The sequence below is a fragment of the Pararhodobacter sp. CCB-MM2 genome (genome assembly GCF_001691415.1).
Classification (GTDB): domain Bacteria; phylum Pseudomonadota; class Alphaproteobacteria; order Rhodobacterales; family Rhodobacteraceae; genus Pararhodobacter.
In genome coordinates this window covers 532247-557004 of record NZ_LRRR01000001.1, presented here as the reverse complement: position 1 = coordinate 557004, position 24758 = coordinate 532247, and the positions used below count along the sequence as shown (strand labels likewise).

At 66.3% G+C, this 24758-nt stretch carries 22 protein-coding genes; 14 read left to right on the top strand and 8 right to left on the bottom strand.

Annotated features, from left to right (window positions below; genetic code table 11):
* The first annotated feature begins 166 nt into the window (after positions 1–166).
* From BCY78_RS02610 to clpX, 11 genes are all read left to right on the top strand, one after another.
* Positions 167–3580, top strand: coding sequence for an indolepyruvate ferredoxin oxidoreductase family protein (locus tag BCY78_RS02610; RefSeq protein WP_068297384.1), 3414 nt, complete (start codon positions 167–169; stop codon positions 3578–3580).
* A gap of 83 nt (positions 3581–3663) precedes the next feature.
* The gene (locus BCY78_RS02605; protein ID WP_068297381.1) at positions 3664–4590 is read left to right on the top strand and encodes a lysophospholipid acyltransferase family protein; all 927 of its coding nucleotides are present in this window, start codon (positions 3664–3666) and stop codon (positions 4588–4590) included.
* A gap of 8 nt (positions 4591–4598) precedes the next feature.
* On the top strand, positions 4599–5411 hold the full coding sequence (locus tag BCY78_RS02600; protein ID WP_068297378.1) for a glutamate racemase: 813 nt from the start codon (positions 4599–4601) through the stop codon (positions 5409–5411).
* An 82-nt stretch (positions 5412–5493) separates the two neighbouring features.
* Complete coding sequence (gene ccmE, locus BCY78_RS02595; RefSeq protein WP_068297679.1) at positions 5494–5985, top strand: cytochrome c maturation protein CcmE; 492 nt, start codon at positions 5494–5496, stop codon at positions 5983–5985.
* A gap of 95 nt (positions 5986–6080) precedes the next feature.
* Positions 6081–6692, top strand: a complete 612-nt coding sequence (locus BCY78_RS02590; RefSeq protein ID WP_068297375.1) for a holin-associated N-acetylmuramidase — start codon at positions 6081–6083, stop codon at positions 6690–6692.
* Complete coding sequence (locus BCY78_RS02585) at positions 6683–7066, top strand: 3TM-type holin (protein ID WP_068297372.1); 384 nt, start codon at positions 6683–6685, stop codon at positions 7064–7066. Before BCY78_RS02590 ends, BCY78_RS02585 begins: the two co-directional genes overlap by 10 nt.
* Before the next feature lie 156 nt (positions 7067–7222).
* Positions 7223–9196: a heme lyase CcmF/NrfE family subunit gene (locus BCY78_RS02580; RefSeq protein ID WP_068297369.1), complete on the top strand. Its 1974-nt coding sequence runs from the start codon at positions 7223–7225 to the stop codon at positions 9194–9196.
* Positions 9197–9200: 4 nt separating this feature from the next.
* Complete coding sequence (locus BCY78_RS02575) at positions 9201–9644, top strand: cytochrome c-type biogenesis protein (RefSeq protein ID WP_068297365.1); 444 nt, start codon at positions 9201–9203, stop codon at positions 9642–9644.
* A gap of 73 nt (positions 9645–9717) precedes the next feature.
* Positions 9718–10494 (top strand): enoyl-CoA hydratase-related protein, encoded by a 777-nt coding sequence (locus BCY78_RS02570; RefSeq protein WP_068297362.1) that lies wholly within the window; start codon positions 9718–9720, stop codon positions 10492–10494.
* Positions 10495–10710: 216 nt separating this feature from the next.
* Positions 10711–11337 (top strand): ATP-dependent Clp protease proteolytic subunit, encoded by a 627-nt coding sequence (locus BCY78_RS02565; protein WP_068297359.1) that lies wholly within the window; start codon positions 10711–10713, stop codon positions 11335–11337.
* A 114-nt stretch (positions 11338–11451) separates the two neighbouring features.
* Complete coding sequence (clpX, locus tag BCY78_RS02560; protein WP_068297356.1) at positions 11452–12729, top strand: ATP-dependent Clp protease ATP-binding subunit ClpX; 1278 nt, start codon at positions 11452–11454, stop codon at positions 12727–12729.
* A 110-nt stretch (positions 12730–12839) separates the two neighbouring features.
* Here the strand turns inward: clpX and BCY78_RS02555 are convergent, their stop codons facing one another.
* From BCY78_RS02555 to BCY78_RS02540, 4 genes are read right to left on the bottom strand one after another with little or no spacing between them, the layout of a single operon-like run.
* Positions 12840–14393 carry a 5-guanidino-2-oxopentanoate decarboxylase gene (locus BCY78_RS02555; RefSeq protein WP_068297354.1) on the bottom strand — a complete coding sequence of 518 codons (1554 nt, stop codon included), beginning with the start codon at positions 14391–14393 and terminating at the stop codon, positions 12840–12842.
* Entirely contained in the window at positions 14390–15568 is a 1179-nt protein-coding gene (locus BCY78_RS02550; RefSeq protein ID WP_068297352.1) for a pyridoxal phosphate-dependent aminotransferase, read from the bottom strand. Before BCY78_RS02550 ends, BCY78_RS02555 begins: the two co-directional genes overlap by 4 nt.
* A 1-nt stretch (position 15569) precedes the next feature.
* On the bottom strand, positions 15570–16196 hold the full coding sequence (locus tag BCY78_RS02545; RefSeq protein WP_068297349.1) for a TetR/AcrR family transcriptional regulator: 627 nt from the start codon (positions 16194–16196) through the stop codon (positions 15570–15572).
* Positions 16193–17062, bottom strand: a complete 870-nt coding sequence (locus BCY78_RS02540; RefSeq protein ID WP_068297347.1) for a dimethylarginine dimethylaminohydrolase family protein — start codon at positions 17060–17062, stop codon at positions 16193–16195. Before BCY78_RS02540 ends, BCY78_RS02545 begins: the two co-directional genes overlap by 4 nt.
* A 125-nt stretch (positions 17063–17187) precedes the next feature.
* Between BCY78_RS02540 and BCY78_RS02535 the strand changes: the two genes are divergently transcribed.
* From BCY78_RS02535 to BCY78_RS02525, 3 genes are read left to right on the top strand one after another with little or no spacing between them, the layout of a single operon-like run.
* Positions 17188–17952: a transporter substrate-binding domain-containing protein gene (locus BCY78_RS02535; protein ID WP_068297345.1), complete on the top strand. Its 765-nt coding sequence runs from the start codon at positions 17188–17190 to the stop codon at positions 17950–17952.
* Positions 17953–17955: 3 nt separating this feature from the next.
* Positions 17956–18705 (top strand): ABC transporter permease, encoded by a 750-nt coding sequence (locus BCY78_RS02530; protein ID WP_369808686.1) that lies wholly within the window; start codon positions 17956–17958, stop codon positions 18703–18705.
* Between the two features lie 10 nt (positions 18706–18715).
* Positions 18716–19525, top strand: coding sequence for an ABC transporter permease (locus BCY78_RS02525; protein ID WP_068297342.1), 810 nt, complete (start codon positions 18716–18718; stop codon positions 19523–19525).
* Between the two features lie 79 nt (positions 19526–19604).
* Here BCY78_RS02525 and BCY78_RS02520 read toward each other — a convergent pair whose 3' ends face one another.
* From BCY78_RS02520 to soxA, 4 genes are all read right to left on the bottom strand, one after another.
* Positions 19605–20711 carry a c-type cytochrome gene (locus tag BCY78_RS02520; RefSeq protein WP_068297339.1) on the bottom strand — a complete coding sequence of 369 codons (1107 nt, stop codon included), beginning with the start codon at positions 20709–20711 and terminating at the stop codon, positions 19605–19607.
* On the bottom strand, positions 20692–21981 hold the full coding sequence (soxC, locus tag BCY78_RS02515; RefSeq protein WP_068297334.1) for a sulfite dehydrogenase: 1290 nt from the start codon (positions 21979–21981) through the stop codon (positions 20692–20694). Before soxC ends, BCY78_RS02520 begins: the two co-directional genes overlap by 20 nt.
* A 17-nt stretch (positions 21982–21998) precedes the next feature.
* Positions 21999–23696 (bottom strand): thiosulfohydrolase SoxB, encoded by a 1698-nt coding sequence (soxB, locus tag BCY78_RS02510; protein ID WP_068297332.1) that lies wholly within the window; start codon positions 23694–23696, stop codon positions 21999–22001.
* Positions 23697–23861: 165 nt separating this feature from the next.
* The gene (soxA, locus tag BCY78_RS02505) at positions 23862–24728 is read right to left on the bottom strand and encodes a sulfur oxidation c-type cytochrome SoxA (RefSeq protein WP_068297329.1); all 867 of its coding nucleotides are present in this window, start codon (positions 24726–24728) and stop codon (positions 23862–23864) included.
* Positions 24729–24758: the final 30 nt, after the last annotated feature.

Sequence of the window (24758 nt, the reverse complement as noted above, 5' to 3'; positions counted from 1 at the left end):
TGTTTCCTGCTGCCATCCGTTGCGAAGCCGCTTCTAGGGGATCAGTCTTGAAGCGAAAAGACAAGAAATCGTTGAGGAGGCTTTTAAGGTCAGCATTTGTGACCTATACTGCCTCTGTTGCTGCGGCAATGGCCAGCTAATCGGCAAGCACTGGGGAGGGTGCACGATGGGTAAGCAGACAGTGTCTCTGAACGACCGTTTCGACCTTGAGAAGTCGCCGGTCCTTCTGAACGGAACCCAGGCCCTCGTGCGCCTGATGATCGCCCAGCACGAGCGCGACCGCGCCGCCGGGCTGAACACCGCAGGCTATGTGACCGGCTACCGGGGCTCGCCCCTGGGCGCGGTCGATCTGCAGATGACGAAGGCCAAGCCCTTCCTCGACGCGGCGCAGGTGCGGTTTCAGGAGGGGCTGAACGAAGACCTCGCCGCCACCGCCGTCTGGGGCAGCCAGCAGGCCGAGCTGCGGGGCGAGGGCAAGTACGACGGCGTCTTCGCTTTGTGGTACGGCAAGGGGCCGGGCGTTGACCGCTCGGGCGACCCGATGAAGCATGCCAACATGGCCGGCACGTCGAAGAACGGCGGGGTCATCATGGCGATGGGCGATGATCATACGGGCGAAAGCTCGACCGTGCTGCACCAGTCGGACTGGGCCATGGTCGACGCCTATATGCCGATCGTGTCGCCCGCCGGCGTGCAGGAGATCCTCGATTACGGCCATTATGCCTATGAACTCAGCCGGTTTTCCGGGCTCTGGGTCGGGCTGAAGACGATGAAGGACACCATCGAGGCCACCGCCGTCGTCGATGGCAATCCGCACCGGATGCAATTCGTGCGCCCCGAGTTCCAGATGCCCGAGGGTGGGCTCAACATCCGCCTGCAAGACACGCCCGTCGCGCAGGAAGCGCGGATGATCGACTACAAGCGTTTCGCCGCCGAGGCCTTCAGCCGCGCGAACCGCATGGACAAGCCGGTCTGGCACAAGCCTGGCGCGAAGATCGGTCTGGTGGCGGCCGGCAAGAACTGGCTCGACCTCGTGCATGCGCTGGGGCTGCTGGGCCTCGATGAGGCGGAATGCGAGCGGCTGGGGATCACCACCTACAAGGTCGGCCAGACCTGGCCGCTGGACATGACCTCGTTCCACGATTGGGCCGATGACCTCGACCTGATCATCTGCGTCGAGGAGAAGCGCAAGCTGATCGAGGTGCAGATCAAGGAAGCGATCTTCGACGACCGTCGCGGCCGCCGGGTCTATGGCTGGTACAAGGGTGGCGCCGGCGGGATGCACTCGGAAGAGCTGTTCCCGACCCGCTATGCCCTTGATCCGGTGATGATCGCCGAGAAGCTGGGCGCGATCTTCACCGAGGAGGGCTGTGCCTCTGATAGCGTGGTGAAGGGGCTGGAGCGTCTGGTCGAGACCCGCCGCGCCGACAATGCCCGCGACATCGCGCAGCGCACGCCGTGGTTCTGCTCGGGCTGCCCGCATAACTCCTCGACCAAGGTGCCCGAGGGCAGCCGTGCCTATGCCGGGATCGGCTGTCACTACATGGTGCAGTGGATGGACCGCGAGACGCTGGGCTTCACCCATATGGGCGGCGAGGGGGCGAACTGGATCGGCGAGAGCCTGTTCTCGCATCGCGGCCATGTGTTCCAGAACTTGGGCGACGGGACCTATAACCACTCGGGTGTGCAGGCGATCCGCGCGGCCTTGGCGGCGAAAACGACGATCACCTACAAGATCCTGTTCAACGACGCGGTCGCCATGACCGGCGGCCAGCGCAATGAGGGCGGGCTGACCGCCTATCAGATTGCGCGCGAAATCAAGGCGATGGGCGTCGATCCTGTGGTCGTGGTCTATGACGAGAAGGAAGAACTCGACCTGTCGCAATTCCCCTCGGGCATCGAGAAGGTCGAGCGCGCCGAGCTGATGAAGGTGCAGGACAAGCTGGCGGAAACCAAGGGCGTCTCGGCCCTGATCTACGTCCAGACCTGCGCCGCCGAGAAGCGCCGTCGCCGCAAGCGCGGCCAGTTCCCCGATCCCGACCGCCGCGTCTTCATCAACACCGATGTCTGCGAAGGTTGCGGCGATTGCGGCGTGCAGTCGAACTGCGTGTCCATCGTTCCGGTCGAGACCGAACTTGGCCGTAAGCGCGCCATCGACCAGTCGTCCTGCAACAAGGATTTCAGCTGTCTCAAAGGCTTCTGCCCCTCCTTCGTCACGCTGGAAGGCGCGACGGTGAAGAAGGGCGCGACCCGTGCACTGGAGCTGCCTGACCTGCCGGAACCCGCTCTGCCCATAATCAACGGCACGCATAACGTGGTGATCACCGGCGTCGGTGGCACGGGCGTGGTGACCGTGGGCGCAGTGATGGCGCAGGCCGCGCAGATCGACGGCAAGGGCGCGGGCATGATGGAGATGGCTGGCCTCGCGCAGAAGGGCGGCGCGGTGCATATCCACCTGCGTCTCGCCAACAAGCCCGAGGACATCAGCGCCGTGCGCGTCGCGGTGGGCGAGGCGGATGCGGTGATCGGTGGCGATCTGGTGGTGACGGCCGGGGCGAAGACCATCGGCCTGATGACGACGGGTCGGACCGGCGCCGTTGTCAACAGCCATGAGATCATCACCGGCGCCTTTACCCGCGACACGGAATTCCGCCTTCCGGTCAATGATCTGGAGGTCGCGCTTGAAGCCCGCCTCCGCGAAGGTCTGACATTCTTCGATGCCTCGGAACTCTCGCGCTTGCTGTTGGGCGACTCCATCTATTCCAACATGATGGTGCTGGGTGGCGCCTGGCAGAAGGGTCTCGTGCCCCTGTCCGGCGAGGCGATCCGTGAGGCGATCCGCCTTAACAAGGCCGCTGTCGAGGGCAATTTGCGCGCCTTCGAGATCGGTCGCTGGGCCGCCGCGCATCCCGCCGAGGCGCTGGCCTTCATCCAGCCCGCCGAGGTCAGCGCGGTGCCGGTCGATCCGGTCGCCTATCGCGAGGCGCGGCTCGTCGAGTACCAGAACCAGCGCCTCGCCAAGCGCTTCCGCAAGCTCGTTGATCCCATCGAGGACAAGGCTCTGCGCGAGGCCGTGGCGAAGGGCTATTTCAAGCTGCTGGCCTACAAGGACGAGTACGAGGTCGCGCGGATGCATCTGGCGACCGAGGCCAAGGCGCGCGAAACCTTCGACGGTGATTTCGTCATGAAGTTCCACCTCGCGCCGCCGATCCTCGGGGGCAAGGATGCCTCGGGCCGTCCGAAAAAGCGCGAATTCGGGCCTTGGATGATGTCCGGCTTCAAGATGCTGGCGAAGCTGAAGGGGCTGCGCGGCACGCCGCTCGATCCCTTCGGCTACTCGGCCGAGCGGAAGATGGAACGCAGCCTGATCAAACAGTTCGAAAGCGACATGAAGGCGGTCCTGCCGCAGCTGAAGCCGGCAACCCGCGATTTGGTGATGGAGCTGGCGATGCTGCCGATGTCCATCCGCGGCTACGGCCCGGTCAAGGAAGCCAACGAGCGCGCAGCGGCCAAACGGCGCGAGGAAATCATTGCGGCCATCGCCTCGGGCGGCACGCCCACGCGGATGGCGGCCGAGTAACACTCCTCAAAACGGCGGCGCCAAGGCGTCGCCGTTTTGTCATTTGCCGGCGCTAGAACGGGACAACCACCAGAGGTCCCGCCATGTCGCTCGCCATCATCGATACGCCTGTCACCCCGCGTCGTCGTCCGCGCCCCTCGCGCGATGTCACCCGTGACGTCACCTATGCCCATTCCGCCAAATCGCCGCTGGGTCGCCTGCTGATCCGCACGGCTGAGAATGCCACCGGCCGCCTGTCCCTGATGCGTCGGGCCGAGGGCTATGAGGAAGACGTAGCGGCGGGCCTCGATTTCTGGCGGGTGATGATGGAGCGTTTCGGCCTCCGTCTGGACGTAATCCGCGGCTCGCTGGGCGCGATCCCCTCGACCGGGCCGCTGGTCGTCGTGTCGAACCATCCCTTCGGCATCCTCGACGGGCTGGTGCTGGGGCATCTTCTCTCGGCCGTCCGGGGTGGAGATTTCCGCATCGTCGCGCATCAGGTCTTCCAGAAGGCCGAGGACGTGAACCGCGCGATCCTGCCCATTGATTTCTCGGGCACGCGCGAAGCGCAAGCGCAGAACATCGCCACCCGCGCCGAGGCGATCCGCTATCTGAAGGCCGGCGGCGCGGTCGGCATCTTCCCGGGCGGCACCGTCGCCACCGGCGCCACGCCCATGGCCGAGGCCCGCGATCCCGTCTGGCGCAATTTCACCGCGAAAATGGTCACGCAATCGCAGGCCACCGTCGTGCCCCTGTGGTTCGAGGGCGAGAATTCGCGGCTGTTTCAGGTCTCGAGCCACCTCCATTACCTGTTGCGCATGTCGCTTCTGGTCCGCGAATTCGCGACTCGTGCCGATCAGCCGGTGCGGCTGGCCGTGGGCCGCCCGATCCCGCATCACGAGATCGCAAGTGCGGCGCAAAGCCCGAAAGAGGTGATGGATTTCCTGCGCCGCAAGACGTATGACTTGTCGCCAAATCCCTCGGACTGGTCTGTTCTGGGCCATGAATTCGAGGACAACTACCGGCGATAGAGGCTCAGATGGCAGTAGGCGTGTTCGATTCGGGGCTTGGTGGGCTCACGGTACTGGACGCACTGGCCAAGCGGCTGCCGGACGTGCCCTTCGTCTATTTCGGCGACAACGCGAACACGCCCTATGGCACGCGCGATGCCGAGGACATCTACAACCTTACCACGCGCGGCGTGCAGCGGCTCTTTGACGAGGGCTGCGATCTGGTGATCCTCGCCTGCAACACGGCCTCGGCCGCGGCGCTGAAGCGCATGCAGGAGAACTGGATCCCCGAGGGCAAGCGCGTCCTTGGCGTCTTCGTCCCGCTGATCGAGGCCCTGACCGAGCGCCAATGGGGCGACAACTCGCCGCCCCGCGAGGTCGCCGTGAAGCATGTGGCGCTGTTTGCTACCCCCGCGACCGTCGCCAGCCGTGCTTTCCAGCGTGAACTTGCGTTCCGGGCCATCGGCGTGGATGTCGAAGCCCAGCCCTGCGGCGGCGTGGTTGACGCAATCGAACAGGGCGACATGATCCTCGCCGAGGCGCTGGTGCATTCCCATGTCGAGGCCCTGCATCGCCGGATGCCAAAGCCCGAGGCCGCCGTCCTCGGCTGCACCCATTACCCGCTGATGGAAGAGGCCTTCCGCGCGGCGCTCGGCCCCGAGGTGTCGGTCTATTCGCAGCCCGAACTGGTAGCGGCGAGCCTTGAGCATTATCTCGAACGCCACCCCGAGATGGTCGGCCCGGGCACCGAGAGCGTTTTCCTGACCACTGGCGAGCCCACCGCCGTCGGCCACAAGGCCACGCAATTCCTGCGCCGCCGGATCCCGTTCCGCGCGGCCTGATGCGGCATTCGGCCCGATTGCAGGGCTGCCCGCGACCGCCTATCTGCCGCACGAGAGTTCGGAGGAAGATCCCATGGCCGGCATGAAGAGCCTCAAGAAGACCCGCCGCGTGCAGATCATCGCCGTGGCCGCCGTGGCGTTGGCGCTGTCCACGGGGCTGATCGGTTACGCCATGCGCGACGGCATCAACTTCTTCCGCTCACCCAGTCAGGTGATGGCCGAACCGCCGACTGCGTCCGAGGTCTTTCGCCTCGGTGGCATGGTCGAGGTCGGCTCGCTGAACCGGGGGCAGGGCGAGGCGATCACCTTCCGCGTCACCGATTTCTGCAACGCCGTGCCGGTCAGCTACACGGGCATCCTGCCCGACCTGTTCGGCGAGAACGAGGGCACGGTGGCGACTGGCCGTCTGATCGACGGGGTCTTCGTGGCCTCGGAAATCCTCGCCAAGCACGACGAGACCTATATGCCGCGCGAAGTGGCGGATGCCGTGGGCGCCGAGGGCAGCCCCAACGCCGCCGCGAACCGCCCGGAATGCGCCTACAACCCGGAAATGCATCAGGAGCGCGAGTCCTGATCGAGCACTTGGTGCTGCGCAACGCGCGCGCCCCTCAGGTCATCTGAACCACCCCCGCCGATCCTGCCGCCGTCTGAACAGGCGGAGGGCAGGGGATGCGCGATGTACTGCAATTGGCCGAGGAGATCGTGGCGCGCGAAGGCGGCTATGTGAACGACCCCAACGATCCAGGTGGGGCCACGAATTTCGGCGTGACGATCCATACGATGCGCAGGCTGGGGCTGGATCTCAACGGCGACGGCGCGGTGACCCCGGCGGATGTGCGCGCCCTGAGCCGGACACAGGCGGTCGAGATCTTCCTCGACCACTATTACACGCGCCCCGGCCTCGCCGGCCTACCGGTGCTGCTGCAACCCTCGGTCTTCGACATGTATGTCAACGCCGGCGGCAACGCCGTGCGCATTCTGCAGCGGCTGTTGAACCAGATGGGGGCCGATCTGACGGTGGATGGCGCGCTGGGGCCGCAGACCCTGGCCGCCGCGCATCGCGCCGCCGCCGAAGCGCCGGATCACCTCGCCGATGCTTATGGCATCGCGCGGCGTGACTATTACTACGCGCTGGCCGACCGCCGCCCGGCCTCGCGCCGCTATGCCCGCCGGCGGGACGGGGGCAAGGGCGGCTGGATCCTGCGCGCCGAGGAATTCATCGCCCCGCGCTATCACCTGACCGAAGCCCAGCACCGCGCCCGGACCGCCGGATGGGCCTAAGATCGACCCTCCTGCGCCTTGGCCTCAGCCATGTCGCCGCGCGCCTTTCGCCCGAGCCCGAGGGACAGCCGCCCAGAACCGGCCGTTTCAACCAGCTGATCGACGCCCTCAACCGCCTGCCACGGCTGTTCCTCGCGATGGGCACGCCCGGCCTGTTGATCTACGCCATGGCCGACCCCGAGGGCTTTTCGATCCGCATGCGCGCGCTGGCCCTCGTGCCGGAGCCGCTCTGGTGGCTTATCGGCGGCGTAGTGACCTTCTACTTCGGCGCCCGCGAGGCCCATTACCGCCGCGAGCGCGCACCCATGGCCCCCCAGCCGCCAGAAAACCCCGCGCTCGACGATTGGCACCGCAGTCAGGACCCGCTCCCCTGACATCTTCGTTCTGAAAATATCCCGGGGGAGTCGCATAGCGACGGGGGCAGAGCCCCCTCGACGCCTCCCCCAAAGCCCCAAGCGCGGGCCAATGTCGCAGCCCCCCGCACGCCTTCGTGCTTTGCCGACCCGTCCGGGCGCGGTATAGCGAAAGGCATGATCGTCGAACTCGGACACTACGCCCTCATCCTCGCCTTCGCCCTCTCGCTGCTCCAGACGGTGGTCCCGCTGGTCGGCGCGCAAAAGGGTTGGGCCGACTGGATGGCCGCCGCGCAGCCCATGGCCAGCGCCCAATTCGTCCTGATCGCGCTGAGCTTCGGCGCGCTCACCTATGCCTTCGTCACCTCGGACTTCTCGGTCCTTCTGGTGATCGAGAATTCCCATTCGCTGAAGCCGCTTCTCTACAAGATCAGCGGCGTCTGGGGGAATCACGAGGGTTCGCTGCTGCTCTGGGTGCTGATCCTGTCGCTGTTCGGCGCCTGTGCCGCTTGGTTCGGGGACAATCTTCCCGCCAGCCTGCAGGCCCGCGTGCTGGCCGTGCAGGGTTCGATCGGCGCGGCCTTCATGGCCTTCATGCTGCTGACCTCGAACCCGTTCCTGCGCGTGGCGATGCCGCCGTTCGACGGCAACGACCTCAACCCGCTGCTGCAGGATCCGGGCCTCGCCTTCCATCCGCCCTTCCTCTACCTCGGCTATGTCGGCCTCTCGATGGCCTTCTCCTTCGCCGTCGCGGCGCTGATCGAGGGCAAGGTCGACGCCGCCTGGGGCCGCTGGGTGCGCCCCTGGACGCTGGCCGCCTGGATCTGCCTGACCATCGGCATCGCGCTGGGGTCGTGGTGGGCCTATTACGAGCTTGGCTGGGGCGGCTTTTGGTTCTGGGACCCGGTCGAGAACGCCTCCTTCATGCCCTGGCTTTTCGCCACGGCGCTGCTGCACTCGGCCATCGTCGTCGAGAAACGCGAGACGCTGAAGGCCTGGACCATCCTCCTGGCGATCCTCGGCTTCGGATTCTCGCTGATGGGCACCTTCATCGTGCGTTCCGGCGTGATCACTTCGGTCCATGCCTTCGCCTCGGACCCTGAGCGGGGGGTGGTGATCCTCGGCATCTTCGCCTTCTTCGTGGGCGGCGCGCTGACCCTGTTCGCGCTGCGCAGCGCCGCGCTGGAGGCGAAGGGCGTCTTCGCCCTCGTCAGCCGCGAGAGCGCGCTGGTCCTCAACAACGTGCTGCTCGCCGTGGCGTCCTTCGTGGTCTTCGTCGGCACGATGTGGCCGCTGGTGTCCGAGCTGGCCTTCGGGCGGGTGCTGTCCGTGGGCGCGCCCTTCTTCGATGCGGCCTTCACCCCCTTCATGATCGCACTGGCCATCGCTTTGCCGATCGGCGCGGTGCTGCCGTGGAAACGCGGCCAGCTCGGCCGCGCGGCGCGCAGCATGACCGGGGCGGCGGTGCTGGCCGTGGCCTTGGGCGCCCTGGTCTTCGCGCTGCAGACCGGGCGAAGCGCGCTGGGGCCGGTGGGCGTGGCGCTGGGGGCCTGGCTTGTTGTCGGCGCCTTCATCGACCTCTGGACCCGCAGTGGCCGCAATGGCGTGGCCGACCGTCTGCGCCGGATGACGCGCCTGCCGCGCGCCGAATGGGGCAAGGCCCTGGCCCATGCCGGGCTGGGCGTCACCATCTTCGCTGTGGCCGCGGTGCTGGGCTGGGCCTCCGAGGACATCCGCGTCGCCCAAGTGGGCGAGAGCTTCGAGCATGAGGGCTACACCTTCACGCTGGCCGAGGTGCACCGCGAGCAGGGGCCGAACTACGTCACCACCATGGGCACGGTCGAAGTTCATGACGGCGAGCGTCTGGTCGCAACCCTGCACCCTGAAAAGCGCGTCTACCCGGCGGCGGGCATGCCCACGACCGAGGCCGCCATCGACTATTCGCTGACCCGCGACCTCTATGTGGCACTCGGCGATCCGCAGGATGGTGGTGGCTGGGCGCTGCGGACCTATGTGAAGCCCTTCGCCACTTGGCTCTGGCTCGGCGGCATCCTGATGGCGCTCGGCGGGTTGGTGTCGCTCACCGACCGGCGCTACCGCGTCGCCGCGGGTGCGCGCAAGGCGCCCACAGCGGCCACCCCTGCGGAGTGAGATCATGCGCCATCTGATCCTCGCCCTGACGATGCTGCTGGCGCTGCCGGCGCTGGCGGTGCAACCGGACGAGATCCTCGCGGATCCGGCGCTTGAAGCCCGGGCCCGCGAGATCACCGCCGAGCTGCGCTGCGTGGTCTGCCGCAACGAATCCGTCGATGATTCCAATGCCGATATCGCCCGCGACATCCGCCTGATGGTGCGCGAGCGTCTGGTGGCGGGCGACAGCAACGAGGAAACGATTCAGTACATGGTCGACCGCTTCGGCGAGTATGTGCTGCTCAATCCGCGCGCCTCGGGGTCGAACCTGATCCTGTGGATTGCCGGGCCGGCCATGCTGATCATCGGGCTGGGAATCGCGCTGGGGGCCAGCCGCCGGCGCAAGGCGGGGGCGGCCAACCTCAGCGCTGACGAGGAAGCCCGCCTGCAGGAACTGCTGAAAGAGTGACGCTAGGTCGCGGCTTTGCCTATCCCGGGCGGCGCGGCTAACGTGACGCCAAATGCCGCCTGGGAGGCCTGCCATGATCTACAAGACCCTCACCGTGACCGAGGATGCCGGCATCGGCACCATCACGATGAACCGCCCGACCCTGATGAACGCGCTCAACACGCAGATGCGCGCCGAGATCACCGCCGCCGTGCGCGATCTGGGCGCGCGGATGCGCGTGCTGGTGCTGACCGGCGAGGGGCGGGCCTTCTGCTCGGGTCAGGATCTGGGCGACGGAGCCTCGGTCGACGAGCTCGACCTCGGGCGTATCCTGCGCGAGGAATACGAGCCGATGCTGCGCGCGATCAGTGAGTGCCCGGTGCCGGTAATCGCCGCCGTTAACGGCGCGGCGGCCGGGGCAGGGGCCAACCTCGCGCTGGCGGCCGATGTGGTGATCGCCACGCAATCGGCGGTGTTCCTGCAGGCCTTTACTCGCATCGGTCTGATCCCGGACGCCGGTGGCACCTATTGGCTGCCGCGCCTCGTGGGCTTTGCCCGCGCCATGGGGCAGGCCCTGTTCGCCGAGAAGGTCACCGCCGATGATGCGGCGCAGATGGGGCTGATCTGGGCCTCGATCCCGGATGACAAGTTCGATGCCGAATGGAAGGCGCGCGCGGCCCAGATCGCCAATGGCCCGACGCTGGCTTACGGCGCGGTCAAGCAGGCGATGCGCCAGAGCCTGACCAATGACCTCGACGCCCAGCTGGAGGTCGAAGCCCGCCTTCAGGGCGAGATGGGCGCGACCCGCGATTTCCGCGAGGGGGTCATGGCCTTCCTTGAAAAGCGCCCGGCGAAGTTTCAGGGACGCTAACCCGCGGCACCGGCCGTAACGAAGTCTTAGGCGTGTTGCCCCAGAAAGGCGGGGCGTCATGCTGCGTACCGGGCAAGGGCCCCGTGACAGCCCCCGTGACAATGCCGTGAAAACTGCCGGGGCGCGCCCCTTGCGGGGGGGGGATCGGAAGGCTAAGTCTTGGGCAAGGATTGACCCCTAACGTGAACTACACACGTCATTTGCGAGGCCCGAGCGATGCGCGACCCGATTGAAACCTACATGAACCTCGTTCCCATGGTCGTGGAACAGACCAGCCGCGGCGAGCGGGCCTACGACATCTTCTCGCGCCTGCTGAAAGAGCGCGTGATCTTCGTGAACGGCCCGGTGCATGACGGCATGGCGACGCTGATCGTGGCCCAGCTGCTCCACCTCGAGGCCGAGAACCCCTCGAAAGAGATCTCGATGTACATCAACTCGCCGGGCGGCGTGGTGACCTCGGGTCTGTCGATCTACGACACGATGCAGTACATCAAGCCGAAGGTCTCGACGCTGGTGATCGGTCAGGCGGCCTCGATGGGCTCGCTGCTGCTGACCGCCGGTGAGAAGGGCATGCGCTTCTCGCTGCCGAACTCCTCGGTGATGGTGCACCAGCCCTCGGGCGGCTATCAGGGGCAGGCGACGGACATCATGATCCACGCCCGTCACACCGAGCGCCTGAAAAAGCGCCTGAACGAAATCTACGTCAAGCACACCGGCAACACCTACAAGAAGGTGGAAGACGCGCTGGAGCGGGACAACTTCATGACCCCGGAAGAAGCGAAAGCCTGGGGTCTGATCGACGAGATCCTCGAGTCGCGCGAAAAGCCGGTCGAGGCTTCCTGATAACCGGCCGCGGGCGGGCATGCGATTAGGCATTGTCCCTGCTCGCCCGCTGGCCTAGTTTTGACACAAGGGCCCGTCAGAAGGCCAGAACCGACGACGAGCACGAGGTGTCGAATGGCTCATTCCTCCGGTAGCGACAGCAAGAACACCCTGTATTGTTCTTTCTGCGGCAAATCTCAGCATGAGGTGCGCAAGCTCATCGCTGGCCCGACCGTGTTCATCTGCGATGAATGCGTCGAACTCTGCATGGACATCATCCGTGAAGAGACCAAGGGCAGCGGCTTCAAAGCGACCGACGGCGTTCCGACCCCGGGCGATATCGCCAAGGTGCTGGACGATTACGTCATCGGGCAGGAGCGGGCGAAGCGCGTCCTCGCCGTGGCCGTGCACAACCACTACAAGCGCCTCGGCTATTCCGGCAAGGCCGGCAAGCAGGGCGAGATCGAACTCTCGAAGTCGAACATCCTGCTGATCGGCCCGACCGGCTGCGGCAAGACGCTGCTGGCTCAGACGCTGGCCCGCATTCTGGACGTTCCCTTCACCATGGCGGATGCGACCACGCTGACCGAAGCCGGTTACGTGGGCGAGGATGTGGAAAACATCATCCTCAAGCTGCTGCAGGCCTCGGAATACAACGTCGAGCGCGCGCAGCGCGGCATCGTCTATATCGACGAGGTCGACAAGATCACCCGCAAGTCGGACAACCCCTCGATCACCCGAGACGTCTCGGGCGAGGGTGTGCAGCAGGCCCTGCTGAAGCTGATGGAAGGCACCGTCGCCTCCGTCCCGCCGCAGGGTGGCCGCAAGCATCCGCAGCAGGAATTCCTGCAGGTCGACACAACGAACATCCTGTTCATCTGTGGCGGCGCCTTCGCGGGCCTGGAGCGCATTATCGCGATGCGCAACAAGGGCACGGCGATCGGTTTCGGCGCGGACGTGAAGGATGAGAGCAAGCGCACCGTTGGTGAGGCGCTGACCCAGCTCGAGCCCGAGGATCTGCTGAAGTTCGGTCTGATCCCGGAATTCGTCGGCCGTCTGCCGGTGATCGCCACGCTGACCGACCTCGATGAAGACGCGCTGGTCACCATCCTGACCGAGCCTAAGAACGCTCTGGTCAAGCAGTACCAGCGCCTGTTCGAGATCGAGGATGCCGAGTTGACCTTCACCGAGGACGCGCTGCGCGCCATCTCGCGCCGGGCCATTGCCCGCAAGACCGGCGCGCGCGGCCTGCGCTCGATCATGGAGGACATCCTGCTCGACACGATGTTCGATCTGCCCGGCATGGAGAATGTCGAAGAGGTCGTTGTCAACGAGGAGGCCGTCACCTCGGGTGCGCGCCCGCTGCTGATCTATACCGAGAACAAGCAGCCGCAGAACGCGACCTCTGCCTGATTGGAGGGCGGCCTGACCTCAGGCCGCCTTACGCCCAAAAGAAAACGCCCCGCGATCACTCGCGGGGCGTTTTGTCATTCCCGAGGAGCGCTGGCCGGGGGAGCGCTGGCTCAGAACTCGGAGACGTTCTTCCGCTTGACCTCGACCAGACGCGGGCCCTTGCCGCTGGCCACGATCATCGGCAGGTCGCTTTCCGTCGCGCGGGTGTAGGGCAGGCCCATCGCCTGTGCCAGCGCGCGCATGTCCGGGGCGGAGGGGGTGCAGCCGATCACCTCGGCGCCCGCTTCCTTCATCGCCATGGCGATCTCGCCGTATCCCTCGTTGTTGAAGACCACGAAGGTCACATCGAGGTCCTCGTCGAAGGCCGTGCGCAATTCGCCGGGATGGAACATCAGACCGCCGTCACCGGTCAGGCAGACCACGCGGGCCGAGGGTTCGGCCAGCGCCGCCCCGACCGCCGCGCCGATGCCATAGCCCAAGGCGCCGAAGCCGGTGGCCGCATTGAACCAGCCGCCCGCGCGGTCATGGCTGTAATACAGGTTGCCGGCATAGGCGATCTGGGTGGAGTCACCGACGAACAAGGCGTTCGGCAGCGCGTCGCGCAGGGCGTTCAGCAGCCGCACTTCGTCCTGATACTCGGCCGGAAGCTCGGCAAAGGCGGCTTGGCGCGTCTCGGCGGCGCGCTCGGCCCCGTCGGCGGCAGGCGCATAGGGATGCAGCTTGGGCAGGATCTCGCGCGCATCGCCCTGCAGGGTCAGGGCCGCGAAATGGCGGGCCAGCTGCGCCCCGTCGATATCGATGCGGATCATGCCTGACAGGTCCGGCAGTTGCCCGGTCGCATACATGTCGATATCGGTCGGACCCAGTTCCGACCCCACAACCAGCAGCTGGTCGCTGTCCCGGATCAACGCGCGTACCGCGTCGAGGCTGGGCGAGGCCGGCACGGCCAGCGGGTGGTTGTGCATCAGCCCGCGTGCATTGGTGGTCAGGATCACCGGCGCGCCCATGGCCTCGGCCAAGGCTTGCAGCTCGGGTCCGGCATCGCGGCAACCGCCACCGGCGAGGATCACCGGCTTCTTCGACAGGCGCAGGCGGGCCTTGGCCTTGGCGGGATCGGGCTGCGGCGCGGCGGGACGGGCCAGCGCCGAGGCGGGCGGCGCCTTCGCGGCCATCAGATCCAGCGGGATCTCCAGATGCACCGGACCGGGCCGGCCTGAGGTCAGCGCCCGACCGGCATGCGCCAGAAGGCCGGGCAGGGCCTGCGGATCTTCCAGATGCAGGGCGGGCCCGAGGACCTTGGTCACCGCGCGCTGGTCGGGGAGTTCGTGCAGATAGCCTAGCCCCTTGCCCAGCGTATCGCGGCGATTGACGCCCGAGATCACCAGAATCGGGATGGAATCCGCGCGCGCCTGCGCCATCGGGGTCAGGGCATTGGTCACGCCGGGGCCGGTGATCACCAGCGCCACGCCGAAATGGCGCGAGACGCGGGCATAGCCATCGGCCATGAACCCGGCCGAGGCCTCGTGACGCGGGGTGACGTGGCGGATGCCGGCTCCGGGCAGGGCACGATACAGCTCGATCGTATGGACGCCGGGGATCCCGAAGATCACCTCGACACCCTCGATTTTCAGCCAATCGACAAGGGTTTGGGCTACGGTCTTCATGCTGCCTTCTGCATCGCATACTGGGCGATGCGCGCGCAAGCCTCCTCGGTGTCTGCATCCGACGCATTCAGCGCCACACGCAGCCATCCCTCTAGGGCGACGCCGAAAGAGGCACCCGGCATCATCGCCACATCGGTCGCCTCCAGCAGCTCCAAAGCGAAGGCCAGCGAGTCGCCTGACAGCGCGCGGATGTCGATCAGCGCGAACATCCCGGCTTCGGGGCGGTGCACCCGCAGACCGGCGACGCCGTCCAGCCGATCGAACAGGATCTGGGCACGACGGGCCATGCGCGCGGCCATGCCCTGCGCCAGTTCGGTGCCCGAGGCAACGGCCTCAGCCGTCATGTCGGCGATGAAGGGCTGCGAGCCGAACAGCATCGTCTCGGACAGCGGCAGGGCGCGGGCGGTGAATTCGGCCGGACCGACAGCCCAGCCGGAGCGGAACCCCGGCGCCGCGTGGCTTTTCGAGATCGACGCCGTGACCACGGTACGCTCTTCGAACTCCGGATCCGCGAGGGCTGAGGTGAAGGGCCGCCCGCCATGGGTCAGGTCGCCGTAGACCTCGTCCGAGACGATCCACAGGTCGTGTTCGCGCGCAAGGATGCCGATCTGGCGCAGGTCCTCGGGCGTCAGGATCGCGCCGGTCGGGTTGTGCGGCGTGTTGAGGAAGATCGCGCGCGTGGCACCGGTGATCTTCTCGGCCACGTCCTTGGCCTGCAGGCGGAAGCCATTCTCGGGCGACAGCTGCACCGGGACGGGCGTGGCGCCGGCGGCGCGGACGATGCCTTCGTAGGTCGCGTACATCGGATCGCCGAGGATCACCTCGCAGCCCGGCTCGCAGATCGTGCGGAACACCATGTAGAGCGAGGTCTGGGTGCCCGGCAGGCACAGGAACCTATCATGGCCGAAGGGGCGGTTCAGCCGGGTCGTATAGCGGGTCGACAGGGCGTCCAGCAGCGAATCCTCGCCGCGGCCGTTGGAATAGCCGGTGCGGCCGGCCTGCATCGCGGCGCAGGCGGTCTCGATCAGCGCGTCCGGCGTCGGCACGTCGGGTTCGCCGATGGTCAGGTTTATGACCCGGTGGCCGGCCTTGGCGCGGCGATGCGCGGCGGCGTTCAGGGTCCATTTGTCCGAGCCGAGGCCGGCGAGGTGGTCGGTGACGGCGGCGTATTTCATCTCAACCCTCAGGCAAATCCAGTGAAAGAAGACGCGAGAAGGCCTTGATCGCAATGGATTTCAGCTCTCCCTCGCGGAAGTGGTCAGGCAGTGCGCCGGCTTCGATCCACAGACCGTCCAGCAGCGCGTTGCCGGCGATGGCCAAGGCGCGCGTGTCCTCGTCCCGGCGGCCGGTGGTGGCCAGCGCCTCGGCGATCATCGCCTCCAGCCGGTCGCGGAACCCGAGGTAGGTCGCCTCGTGAACCCGGCGCATGGCCTCGTCGCGCGGCACCAGCTGCATCGACGCGGCCCACAGCGCCACGCTGCGTGGATCGGCCACCGGCGGCGACACGGCATTGGCCAGAAACTCAGACAGCCGTGACAGCGGGTCGTCCGGCAGCTCGCCCAGACGGGCGGCGCTGGCTTCGGTCAGGCCGGTCATCAGCACCTCATGCGCGGCGGCGACGAGGTCTTCCTTGGTGGCGAAGTAATGCCGGATCAGGCCCGGCGTGACGCCCGCCCGCAACGCGATGGCGCGGACGGTCGCGGCCTGCGGCCCGCCCTCGGCAATGAGGTCGAGCGTCGCCTCGATCAAGGCGGCGCGGCGGGCCTCTTCACCCACGCGCTGGAAGGGCCGGCGCGGCGTCATGCCCGCAGGATCGGCCGGGTGAGGCAGGTCGGGCCGCCCTCGCAGGAGATACACAGCGCGTCGCCCTCGAAGGCCTGCACGCGGCAACCGGCCTCTTCCATCAGCGCGCGGGTCTTGGGGAAGCCATCGACCATCACCACGTCGCGCTCCTTGAGCATCAACACGTTGAGGTTCAGCCCGCCCGAGGCGAGGAATTCGTCCTCCGGCGCGTGCAGCAATTCCCAACCGCTGCCTTTCAGGTCCGACCACAGCGCATAGGGCAGCAGCGGCGCATGGATCAGCGCCAGTTTCGGCCCCAGCGGCGAGATCAGCGACATCAGGTGCAGGCAGGCCTCGGGACCGGTCCAATAGGGCAGGTCATAGGCCACGACCGACATGCCGTGCGGCTTCAGGATTTCGGCCACGGCGTCGATGCCGGCCTGATTGGTGCGCGCACCGCGGCCGATGGCCAGCGTGTCGGGGTCGATCCAGACGCAATCGCCCGATTCGACCGTGGCCTCGCCCTTGAGCTGGCCGATCACCGGGATCTGCAACGATTCGTAGAGCGCGCGATGACGTTCCGGCTCATTTTTGCGCAACGGCTTGCCCATGTTGAGCACAACCGCCCCGGCACGGGTCACGAACGAAGGGTCCTGCACGAAGACCGCATCCGACAGCCCGTCGGCATCCGAGGGAAACCAGTGGATTTCCGCGCCCGATGCCGCGACGATACGGGCGAGCTCGGCGTGCTGGGCCTCGGCGCGTTCGGGATTGAAGCCGGGGCCATAGTGCCAGACCTCGGGATCCGCAGCCGCCATGGCCGGGCCGGGTTTGCGCATCAGGACGCGGGCGAGGGGTTTCGTGCGGTCTTCGGCACCAAAAGGCATGTCTGTCACCGGGAAAGGCTAATTATACGCTTGCATAATTACTGAGGCTTTGGCCTTCTACAAGAACAAACCTTCAAGATGACACCAGGCGCGACCAACAGCGCCAGAACAACAGGAGTGTTTCCATGAAAAAGATTCTGCTGACCGCCTCGGCCGTGGCGCTGTTTGCTGGCGCCGCTGCCGCCGATCCGGTCCGTGTCGGCATCGCCGCCGAACCCTATCCGCCGTTCTCGGCCCCTGATGCTGCCGGCAACTGGGTCGGCTGGGAAATCGACATCATCAACGCCGTCTGCGAAGCCGCCGAACTGGAGTGCGAGATCACCCCGACGGCATGGGACGGCATCATCCCGGCGCTGGTCTCGGGCCGGATCGACGCGATCATGGCCTCCATGTCGATCACCGAGGACCGCCTGCAGACGATCGCCTTCTCGGACCCCTACTACAACACGCCGACCGTGATCGTTGGTCAGCGCGGCATGGAGATGGACGCGACGCCCGAGGGTCTGGCCGGCATGGTGCTGGGCGTTCAGGTCTCGACCATCCACCAGACCTATGCCCAGACCTATTTCGAGGGCGAGACCGAGATCCGCACCTACCAGACGCAGGACGAGGCCAACCAGGACCTCGCCTCGGGCCGGATCGACGCCACGCAGGCCGACAGCCTCGCGATGGAGGATTTCCTCAACTCGGACGCCGGTGCCTGCTGCGAGCTGAAGGGCGCCGTCGCGCATGACGAGGCGATCCTCGGCGCCGGTGTGGGCGTGGGTCTGCGTCAGGGTGACGACGAACTGCGCGACCAGTTCAACGCCGGGATCGCCGCGATCCTTGAGAACGGCACCTATGACGAGATCACCTCGCGCTACTTCGCGACCTCGATCTACGGCCAGTAAGCGTTGCTGGACTGGCTCTATTCGGTGTGGCCGGGGCTTGAGGCCTCGGTCACGCTTCTGTCGCTCGAGCCTCCGGGCTGGGGCGGCAATCTCGTGCGGGGGGCGGTCAACTCGCTGATAATCGCGCTGGGGGCCTTCGGGCTGGGCGGCGTGATCGGCATCTTCGGCGCCGTTGGCAAGCTGGGCGGCGGGGCCGTGACCCGCGATCTGCTGGCGGTCTATACGACCGTGGTGCGCGCCGTGCCCGAGCTGATCCTGATCCTGCTTCTCTATTACGCCGGCACCGATCTGCTGAACCAGTTCCTGCGGCTTCTGGGCCAGCGACCGGTCGAGATTTCGGGCCTTGTGGCCGGGATCGGCGTGCTGGGCATCGTCCAAGGGGCCTATGCGACCGAGGTGCTGCGCGGCGCCATTCAGGCCGTGCCGAAAGGCCAGCTCGAGGCTGCCCGAGCCTTTGGCATGGGCCGGGTGCAGACCTTCCGGCGCGTGACCTTCCCGGCGATGTTGCCCTTGGCGCTGCCGGGTCTGTCGAACCTGTGGTTGATCGCGACCAAGGACACCGCGCTTCTGGCCATCGTCGGGTTCAGCGAATTGACGCTGGAGACGCGGCAGGCGGCGGGCTCGACCCGGGCCTATTTCACCTTCTTCCTCGCGGCGGGCGCGATCTATCTGGTGATGACCCTGTTGTCGGGACGGATCTTCGGCTGGATCGAAGCCCGTTTCCGCCGGGGACAGGCGGGGGCGCGCGCATGAGGAGGCCGGCATGAACGAGGAGATGATCCTGGGCCGTCCGGCCCCGTTGAAGGACTGGTTCAAGCCGCATCGTCTGGTGCTGATGGTACTGGCTCTGGGGCTGATGCTGTGGGCGGCGCTGTCGATGCGCTGGGACTGGATTCCGCGCTATGCGGAACTGGGCGCGCAAGGCCTGTGGCGGACGATGTGGCTTCTGGGCCTGTCGATCCTGATCGGCTCGGCCATGGCGGTGCCCTTGGGGCTGGCACAGGCGGCGGGGCCGTTCTGGCTGGCCGCCCCGGCGCGCTGGTTCTGCACGCTGATCCGGGGCACGCCGCTGCTGTTGCAGATCTGGCTGATCTATTACGGTCTCGGCAGCCTGTTCCCGCAATATCCGTGGATCCGCCAATCCGAGCTGTGGCCCTATCTGCGCCAAGCCTGGCCCTATGCGCTGATGGCCCTGTCCTTCAGCTTTGCCGGCTACGAAGGCGAGGTGATGCGCGGCGCGTTCAAATCCGTGCCGCATGGGCAGCTGGAGGCCGCGCGGGCCTATGGCTTCTCGCGTTTCGCGGTGTTCCGCCGGATCTGGTTGCCGCAAGCCTTGGCCCGTGCGCTGCCGACGCTGGGCGGCGAGACGATCCTGCAGCTGAAGGCGACGCCGCTGGTCGCGACCATCACGGTGATCGACATCTACGCCGTGGCCAGCCGGGTGCGCCAAGACACCTTCATCATCTACGAGCCGCTGATCCTGCTGGCGCTGATCTATATGATCATCGCAGGCCTGATCGCCTTTGGCTTCCGTGCGGCCGAGAAGCGCTTCACCCGCGGGCTGGGCGCCTGAGACGCCTTGTCGTGACGCGCAAATGACCAAGGGGGGCCAACGTGGCCCCCCTTTTTTCTGTCCCAACCCTGTGAGGCGGTTACTCCGCCGGATGCGATTGCAGATAGGCGATGATCGCCGCCCGGTCGCCCGCATCGCGCAGTCCGCGATAGCTCATCCGCGTTCCGCGCATGTAGCTGCGCGGATCGGTGAGGAAGGCGTCCAGCTCCTCGGGCGTCCAGATCAAGCCGCCGGCACCGGCTTCCTGCATCGGACCCGAATAGCGGAAGCCCTCGACCGCGCCGGCATGACGCCCGACAACGCCGTTCAGCACCGGCCCGGTGCCATTGCGGGCACCATCACCGACCTGATGGCAGCTGCGGCACTGGCGCCACAGGCCCTCACCCTCGGCCACCAGCGCGGGGTCGAGAGCGGCGGTCTCCTGCACCGGCTCCTCGGCCGGGGCGGCCTCGGGCTCGGCAGAGGCTTCCTGCACGACCGCGCCTTCACCGCCTTCCGGGGCCGAGGGGTTCTCGACCGTGCCGTTCGGGCGATCGGGGGCAAAGACCGTCACCGCGCCTTCCGGCGTCGATTGCAGGTCGGTCGCGCGGCGGGTGATATGTACCGCCGGGCCGCAATCGCTCATGCAGGCTTCCGCCGTGAACTGCGGGAATTCCACTTCCTCGCGGTCGTCGACATAGAAGCCCTCGGCGTTGGGCATCACCACCTCGGTGAAATTCCCGTTCGACAGGACGAAGTCATCCTCCACGATCCCGTTGGAATAAAGGATGTAGGCGGTGATCGCATAGGTCTCGTCGGCCGAAAGGATCTGCGCATTGCCGAAGGGCATCGAGCGGTGGACATAATCCCAGACGGTCGAGAGATAGGGCCAGTAGCTGCCCACGGTCTTGACCGGGCGGCGGTTGGTCAGCGTGCCTTCACCGCCGGCGATCACCGGATAGGCGCCGGCACCCTCGCCGAAATCGCCGTGGCACATGGCGCAATTCTCGACCCAGAGGTCCTCGCCATCGAAGACATCGCCCTGACCGACCGGCAGGCCGGTGCCATCGGGCTCGATCGCCACGTCCCAAGCGGCGATTTCCTCAGGGAGGGCGGCGCGGCCAAGGTTGAGGGTCTGGGCGGTGGCGGGCAGGGCGGCGAACAGCATGGCTGTCGTCGCCAGAAGCTTAAGAACCGACTTCGACATTTTCCACCGCTCCGTTTTCATAGACGGCCCAGGTCTGGATGCCGTTGTTGTGGTAGACCGAGTTCAACCCGCGGATCTCGCGCAGGGCGTCCTTGGTGGGCTGCACATAGCCGGTGTCATCTGTCGCGCGGGATTGCAGCAGCATCGGCGCGCCGTCCCAGTCGATCTCCAGATAGAAGCGCGAGAGGGCATATTTGCCGCCCTGCGTGCCGATCCGGGCCTCCTGCCAGTTCACGCCGCCATCGAGCGAGACATCGACCCGCGTGACAGCACCGCGACCCGACCAGGCGAGGCCGGTGATGACCAAGGGGCCCGAGCCATGGGTGATGGGCTTTTGCGGCGAGGGCGAGGTGATGACCGACTTCGCGTCCATCGCCCAGGTCCATTTCCGCGCCCGGCCATCCGGCATGAGGTCGGTGTATTTCGATGTCTCTTCGCGGGCCTCGACGGCCGAATGGGTGACACCGATCCGGCGCAGCCATTTGACCCACATATTGCCTTCCCAGCCCGGGACGACCAGACGCACGGGATAGCCATGCTCCTTGCGCAGCGCTTCGCCATTGGCGGTGAAGGCGACCAGAACGTCGTCCATCGCCTTTTCCAGCGGCATCGAGCGGCCGTTCGACGAGGCATCGGCGCCCTCGACATAGATCCACTGGCCTTCCGGCTGGACCCCTGCTTCTTCCAAGAGCAGCCGCAGCGGGATGCCGGAATATTCCATGTTGTGGATCATGCCATGGGTGAATTGCGCGCCGTTGAGCTGCGCGCCGCCCCATTCCATGCCCGAATTCGCCGCGCATTCGCAGAAATAGACGTGGTTCTCACGCGGGAAGCGTTGCAGATCCTCCCAGGTGAAGACCAGCGGCCGGTCGACGAGGCCGGTGATCATCAGCCGGTAATCGTCCTTCGACAGCTCGATCGCGCCCGAATGGTGACGCTCGAAAGCGCAGCCGGCCGGGGTGATCGTGCCATCGAGGGCGTGGATCGGCGTGAAGTTGATCGAGCTGATAGGGTCGGCGGTCAGCCACGACACGGTGCGGCGCACCACATCGCCCTCAAAGCGGATCGGCATCCCGTAGGGCGTGGCATCGACGCCTTCGCCGGTCATCGAGGCCCAGTCCTGCACCTCGGTGATCAAGGGATCGGCTTCTTGCGCGGCAGCGGCACCGCCCAGAGCGGCCCCTCCGGCGGCGAGGCCGGCGCGTGTCAGGAAGCCACGGCGGCTCAGGCCTCCACCGGTGGCCGGGGATTCGTCGGACAACTCGGTCATGACGCTTGCTCCTTGGTTCAGATTCCGGTCACGGTGACCGAGCCATTGGGCTCGGCCGACACGCGGCCCATTTTGCGGATGTGCTCTTCGACCACGTCCCAGATCATCGGCCCCTCGGTTCCCTCGTTGACCGAGGCCCAGCCGCCGACGGTGTAGCTGCGGGCGGGGTCCAGTGCCTCGCCGGTCCTGAGCAGCGTCAGGCCCGAGATGCGCTCGCCGATGGGCTTGGAGATATCGATCGCATAGGCGAGGCCACCCAGACGCACCATGTCGCCGCCCTGTTGGTAATAGGGGTCGGTGTTGAACAGGTTGTCGGCCACGTCCTCGAGGATCGTGTGGATGAATTCGCCCGTCATTTCCGTGCGATAGACCTGACCATAGGTCATCGAGGTGACGTTGTGGATGTCCTCGCGGGTGATGTTCTCACCCGGCATCACGCTGGAGCCCCAGCGCACGCCCGGCGACATGGCGATCTCGGTGTCGCGCTCGCTCATCACCGCGTCGCAGATCAGGTTATCCCAGGTGCCGGCGAAATTGCCGCGACGGTAGAGCAGGCTGTCGGTCTGCCCGATCACCTCTTCCAGCTGGGCCTGATAGGGCGCGCGCTCGGCATCGACCATGGCGGCCATCTCGGCATCGGGTTCGATCACGTCCGAGAAGATCGGGATCAGCTTGTGGCGGAAGCCCATCATCCGACCATCACGCACATCGAGGTCCAGACGAGTGACGAATTTTCCGTGGCTGCCCGAGGCGATCAGCAGCGTCTCGCCGACCAGCACGGGTTCGGGCAGCGCGTCATGGGTGTGGCCGGTCAGGATCACGTCGACGCCCGACACGCGGCTCGCCATCTTGCGGTCCACGTCGAAGCCGTTGTGCGAGAGCACGACCACGACATCGGCACCGTCCGCGCGGACCTCGTCGACCATCTCCTGCATGCGCTCGTCGCGGATACCGAAACTGAATTCCGGGAACATCCAGCGCGGGTTGGCGATCGGCGTATAGGGGAAGGCCTGACCGATCACCGCGACCTTCACGCCGCCACGGTCGAAATAGGTGTAGGAGGGGATGTCCTCATAGGGCTCATCCCATTCCACGTCATAGATATTCTGCCCGAGGAAGGGAAAGTTCAGCTGGCCCATCAGGTCCAGAACCCGGTCGGTGCCGAAGGTCCATTCCCAATGCGAGGTCATCGCCTCGACCCCGAGGGCGTTCATGATGTTGACCATGTCCTGACCCTGGGTCAGGTACGAGGTCATCGAGCCATGCCACGTGTCGCCGCCATCGAGCAGGATCGCATCCGGACGGTCGGCGCGGATGGCCTTCACCACCGTCGCGATCCGGTCCATGCCGCCCATCTTGCCATAGGCCTGACCCAGCGCCGCGAAGTCCTGATAGGTCAGCGCATAAGCGTCGCGTGAGCCGGGCGTCAGGTTGTAGAGGTTCAGGAAATCCTGCCCGGTGACATGCGGGGGGAGGCCGCGCACGTCACCGACGCCGAAGTTGAACTCAGGCTCGCGGAACCAGATCGGCTTCAGCTGGGCATGGATGTCGGTGACATGGATCAGGGAGACATTGCCGAAGGTGTCGAAGCGCAGCAGGTCGTCTTGGGTCAGCGCCTGCTGCGCCGCCAGCTTCGACCAGTTGCCAAGGCCGGAGACGCCATAAAGGGCAGAGGCTGCCACCGAGGCTTGCAGGAACTCGCGCCGGGAAATCATGGGGTTCTCCTTGGATCCGGTCTTGACGCTGACGATCGGCCTGTCAGTCATGCCAATCTTCATAGAAGTGAATATAGATCCGACACGAAGACCCGCGCGTAGGGCGGGCAGGGAGATCGGGGCGGATCGGGGAGGGGGCGCGATCGCTCGCACCCCCGGATCATGTTACGGGCGCACCGAGACGCCTTCGATGGCCAGACCCATGCCGCGCGAGGCGACATAGAGCTCCAGCGCGCGGAACTCGTCCGAGCCTTCGGCGAAGGTTTCGGCGCGGGTGTCGCGGATACAGCCGCGGAAGCGGTTGTGCATCGAGACGATGCCCGCGTTCTTCAGGCGGTAGGTCGGGAAGCCCGAGATCTGGCCCTGCGACAGGTGGTCGGCGCGGATGTTCAGACCCCAGCTTTCCTCGTGGCACGAGGCGCAGGACAGCTCGAGCTGACCATAGCGGGTGTAGTACATGTCGCGGCCCTGCTCCCAATAGGGCTCGGCCGGGCCGTCGATCTGCACCGCGACCGGCATGCCGCGCGACTGCATCGAGATGAACGACGTCATCGAGGTCATCTCGTCGCCCGACCAACGCCAGGCTTCGGCGCCCATGCGCTCGGTCCGGCAGTTGTTGACGTAGTCTTCCATCGACCACAGCACGCCGGCGTCGTTGACATGCGGCATGCGGGCGCGGACGCCGGCCATGCTTTCCGCAGCGTCGCCATGGCAATCCATGCAGGACTGGCCATTGGAGCCGTCGGCGGTCTCCCACAGGTCGGCACCGTCTTCGACCGCCAGCATCGCCGGGTTCTCGAAGTCGTCAGCCTGCAGGTCGCGCGTCTCGGCGCTGCGGAACAGCCAGCCCGAATAGCGCTCGGGCAGGTTGGGGGTGATGTCATCGGACGGCGCACGCGTGGTGATGTGCAATTCGCCGTCGATCACCAGCTCGGCCGAGAGATCGGGGTCGGCGAAGGCCGCCCCCGTCCACAGCGCGGCCACGCAGGCCGAGGCCAGCGCCAACGTTCTTGCAGGCTTCAGGTGCTGCATAATGTCTCCTCCCAGACTTCTGTTGCGCCT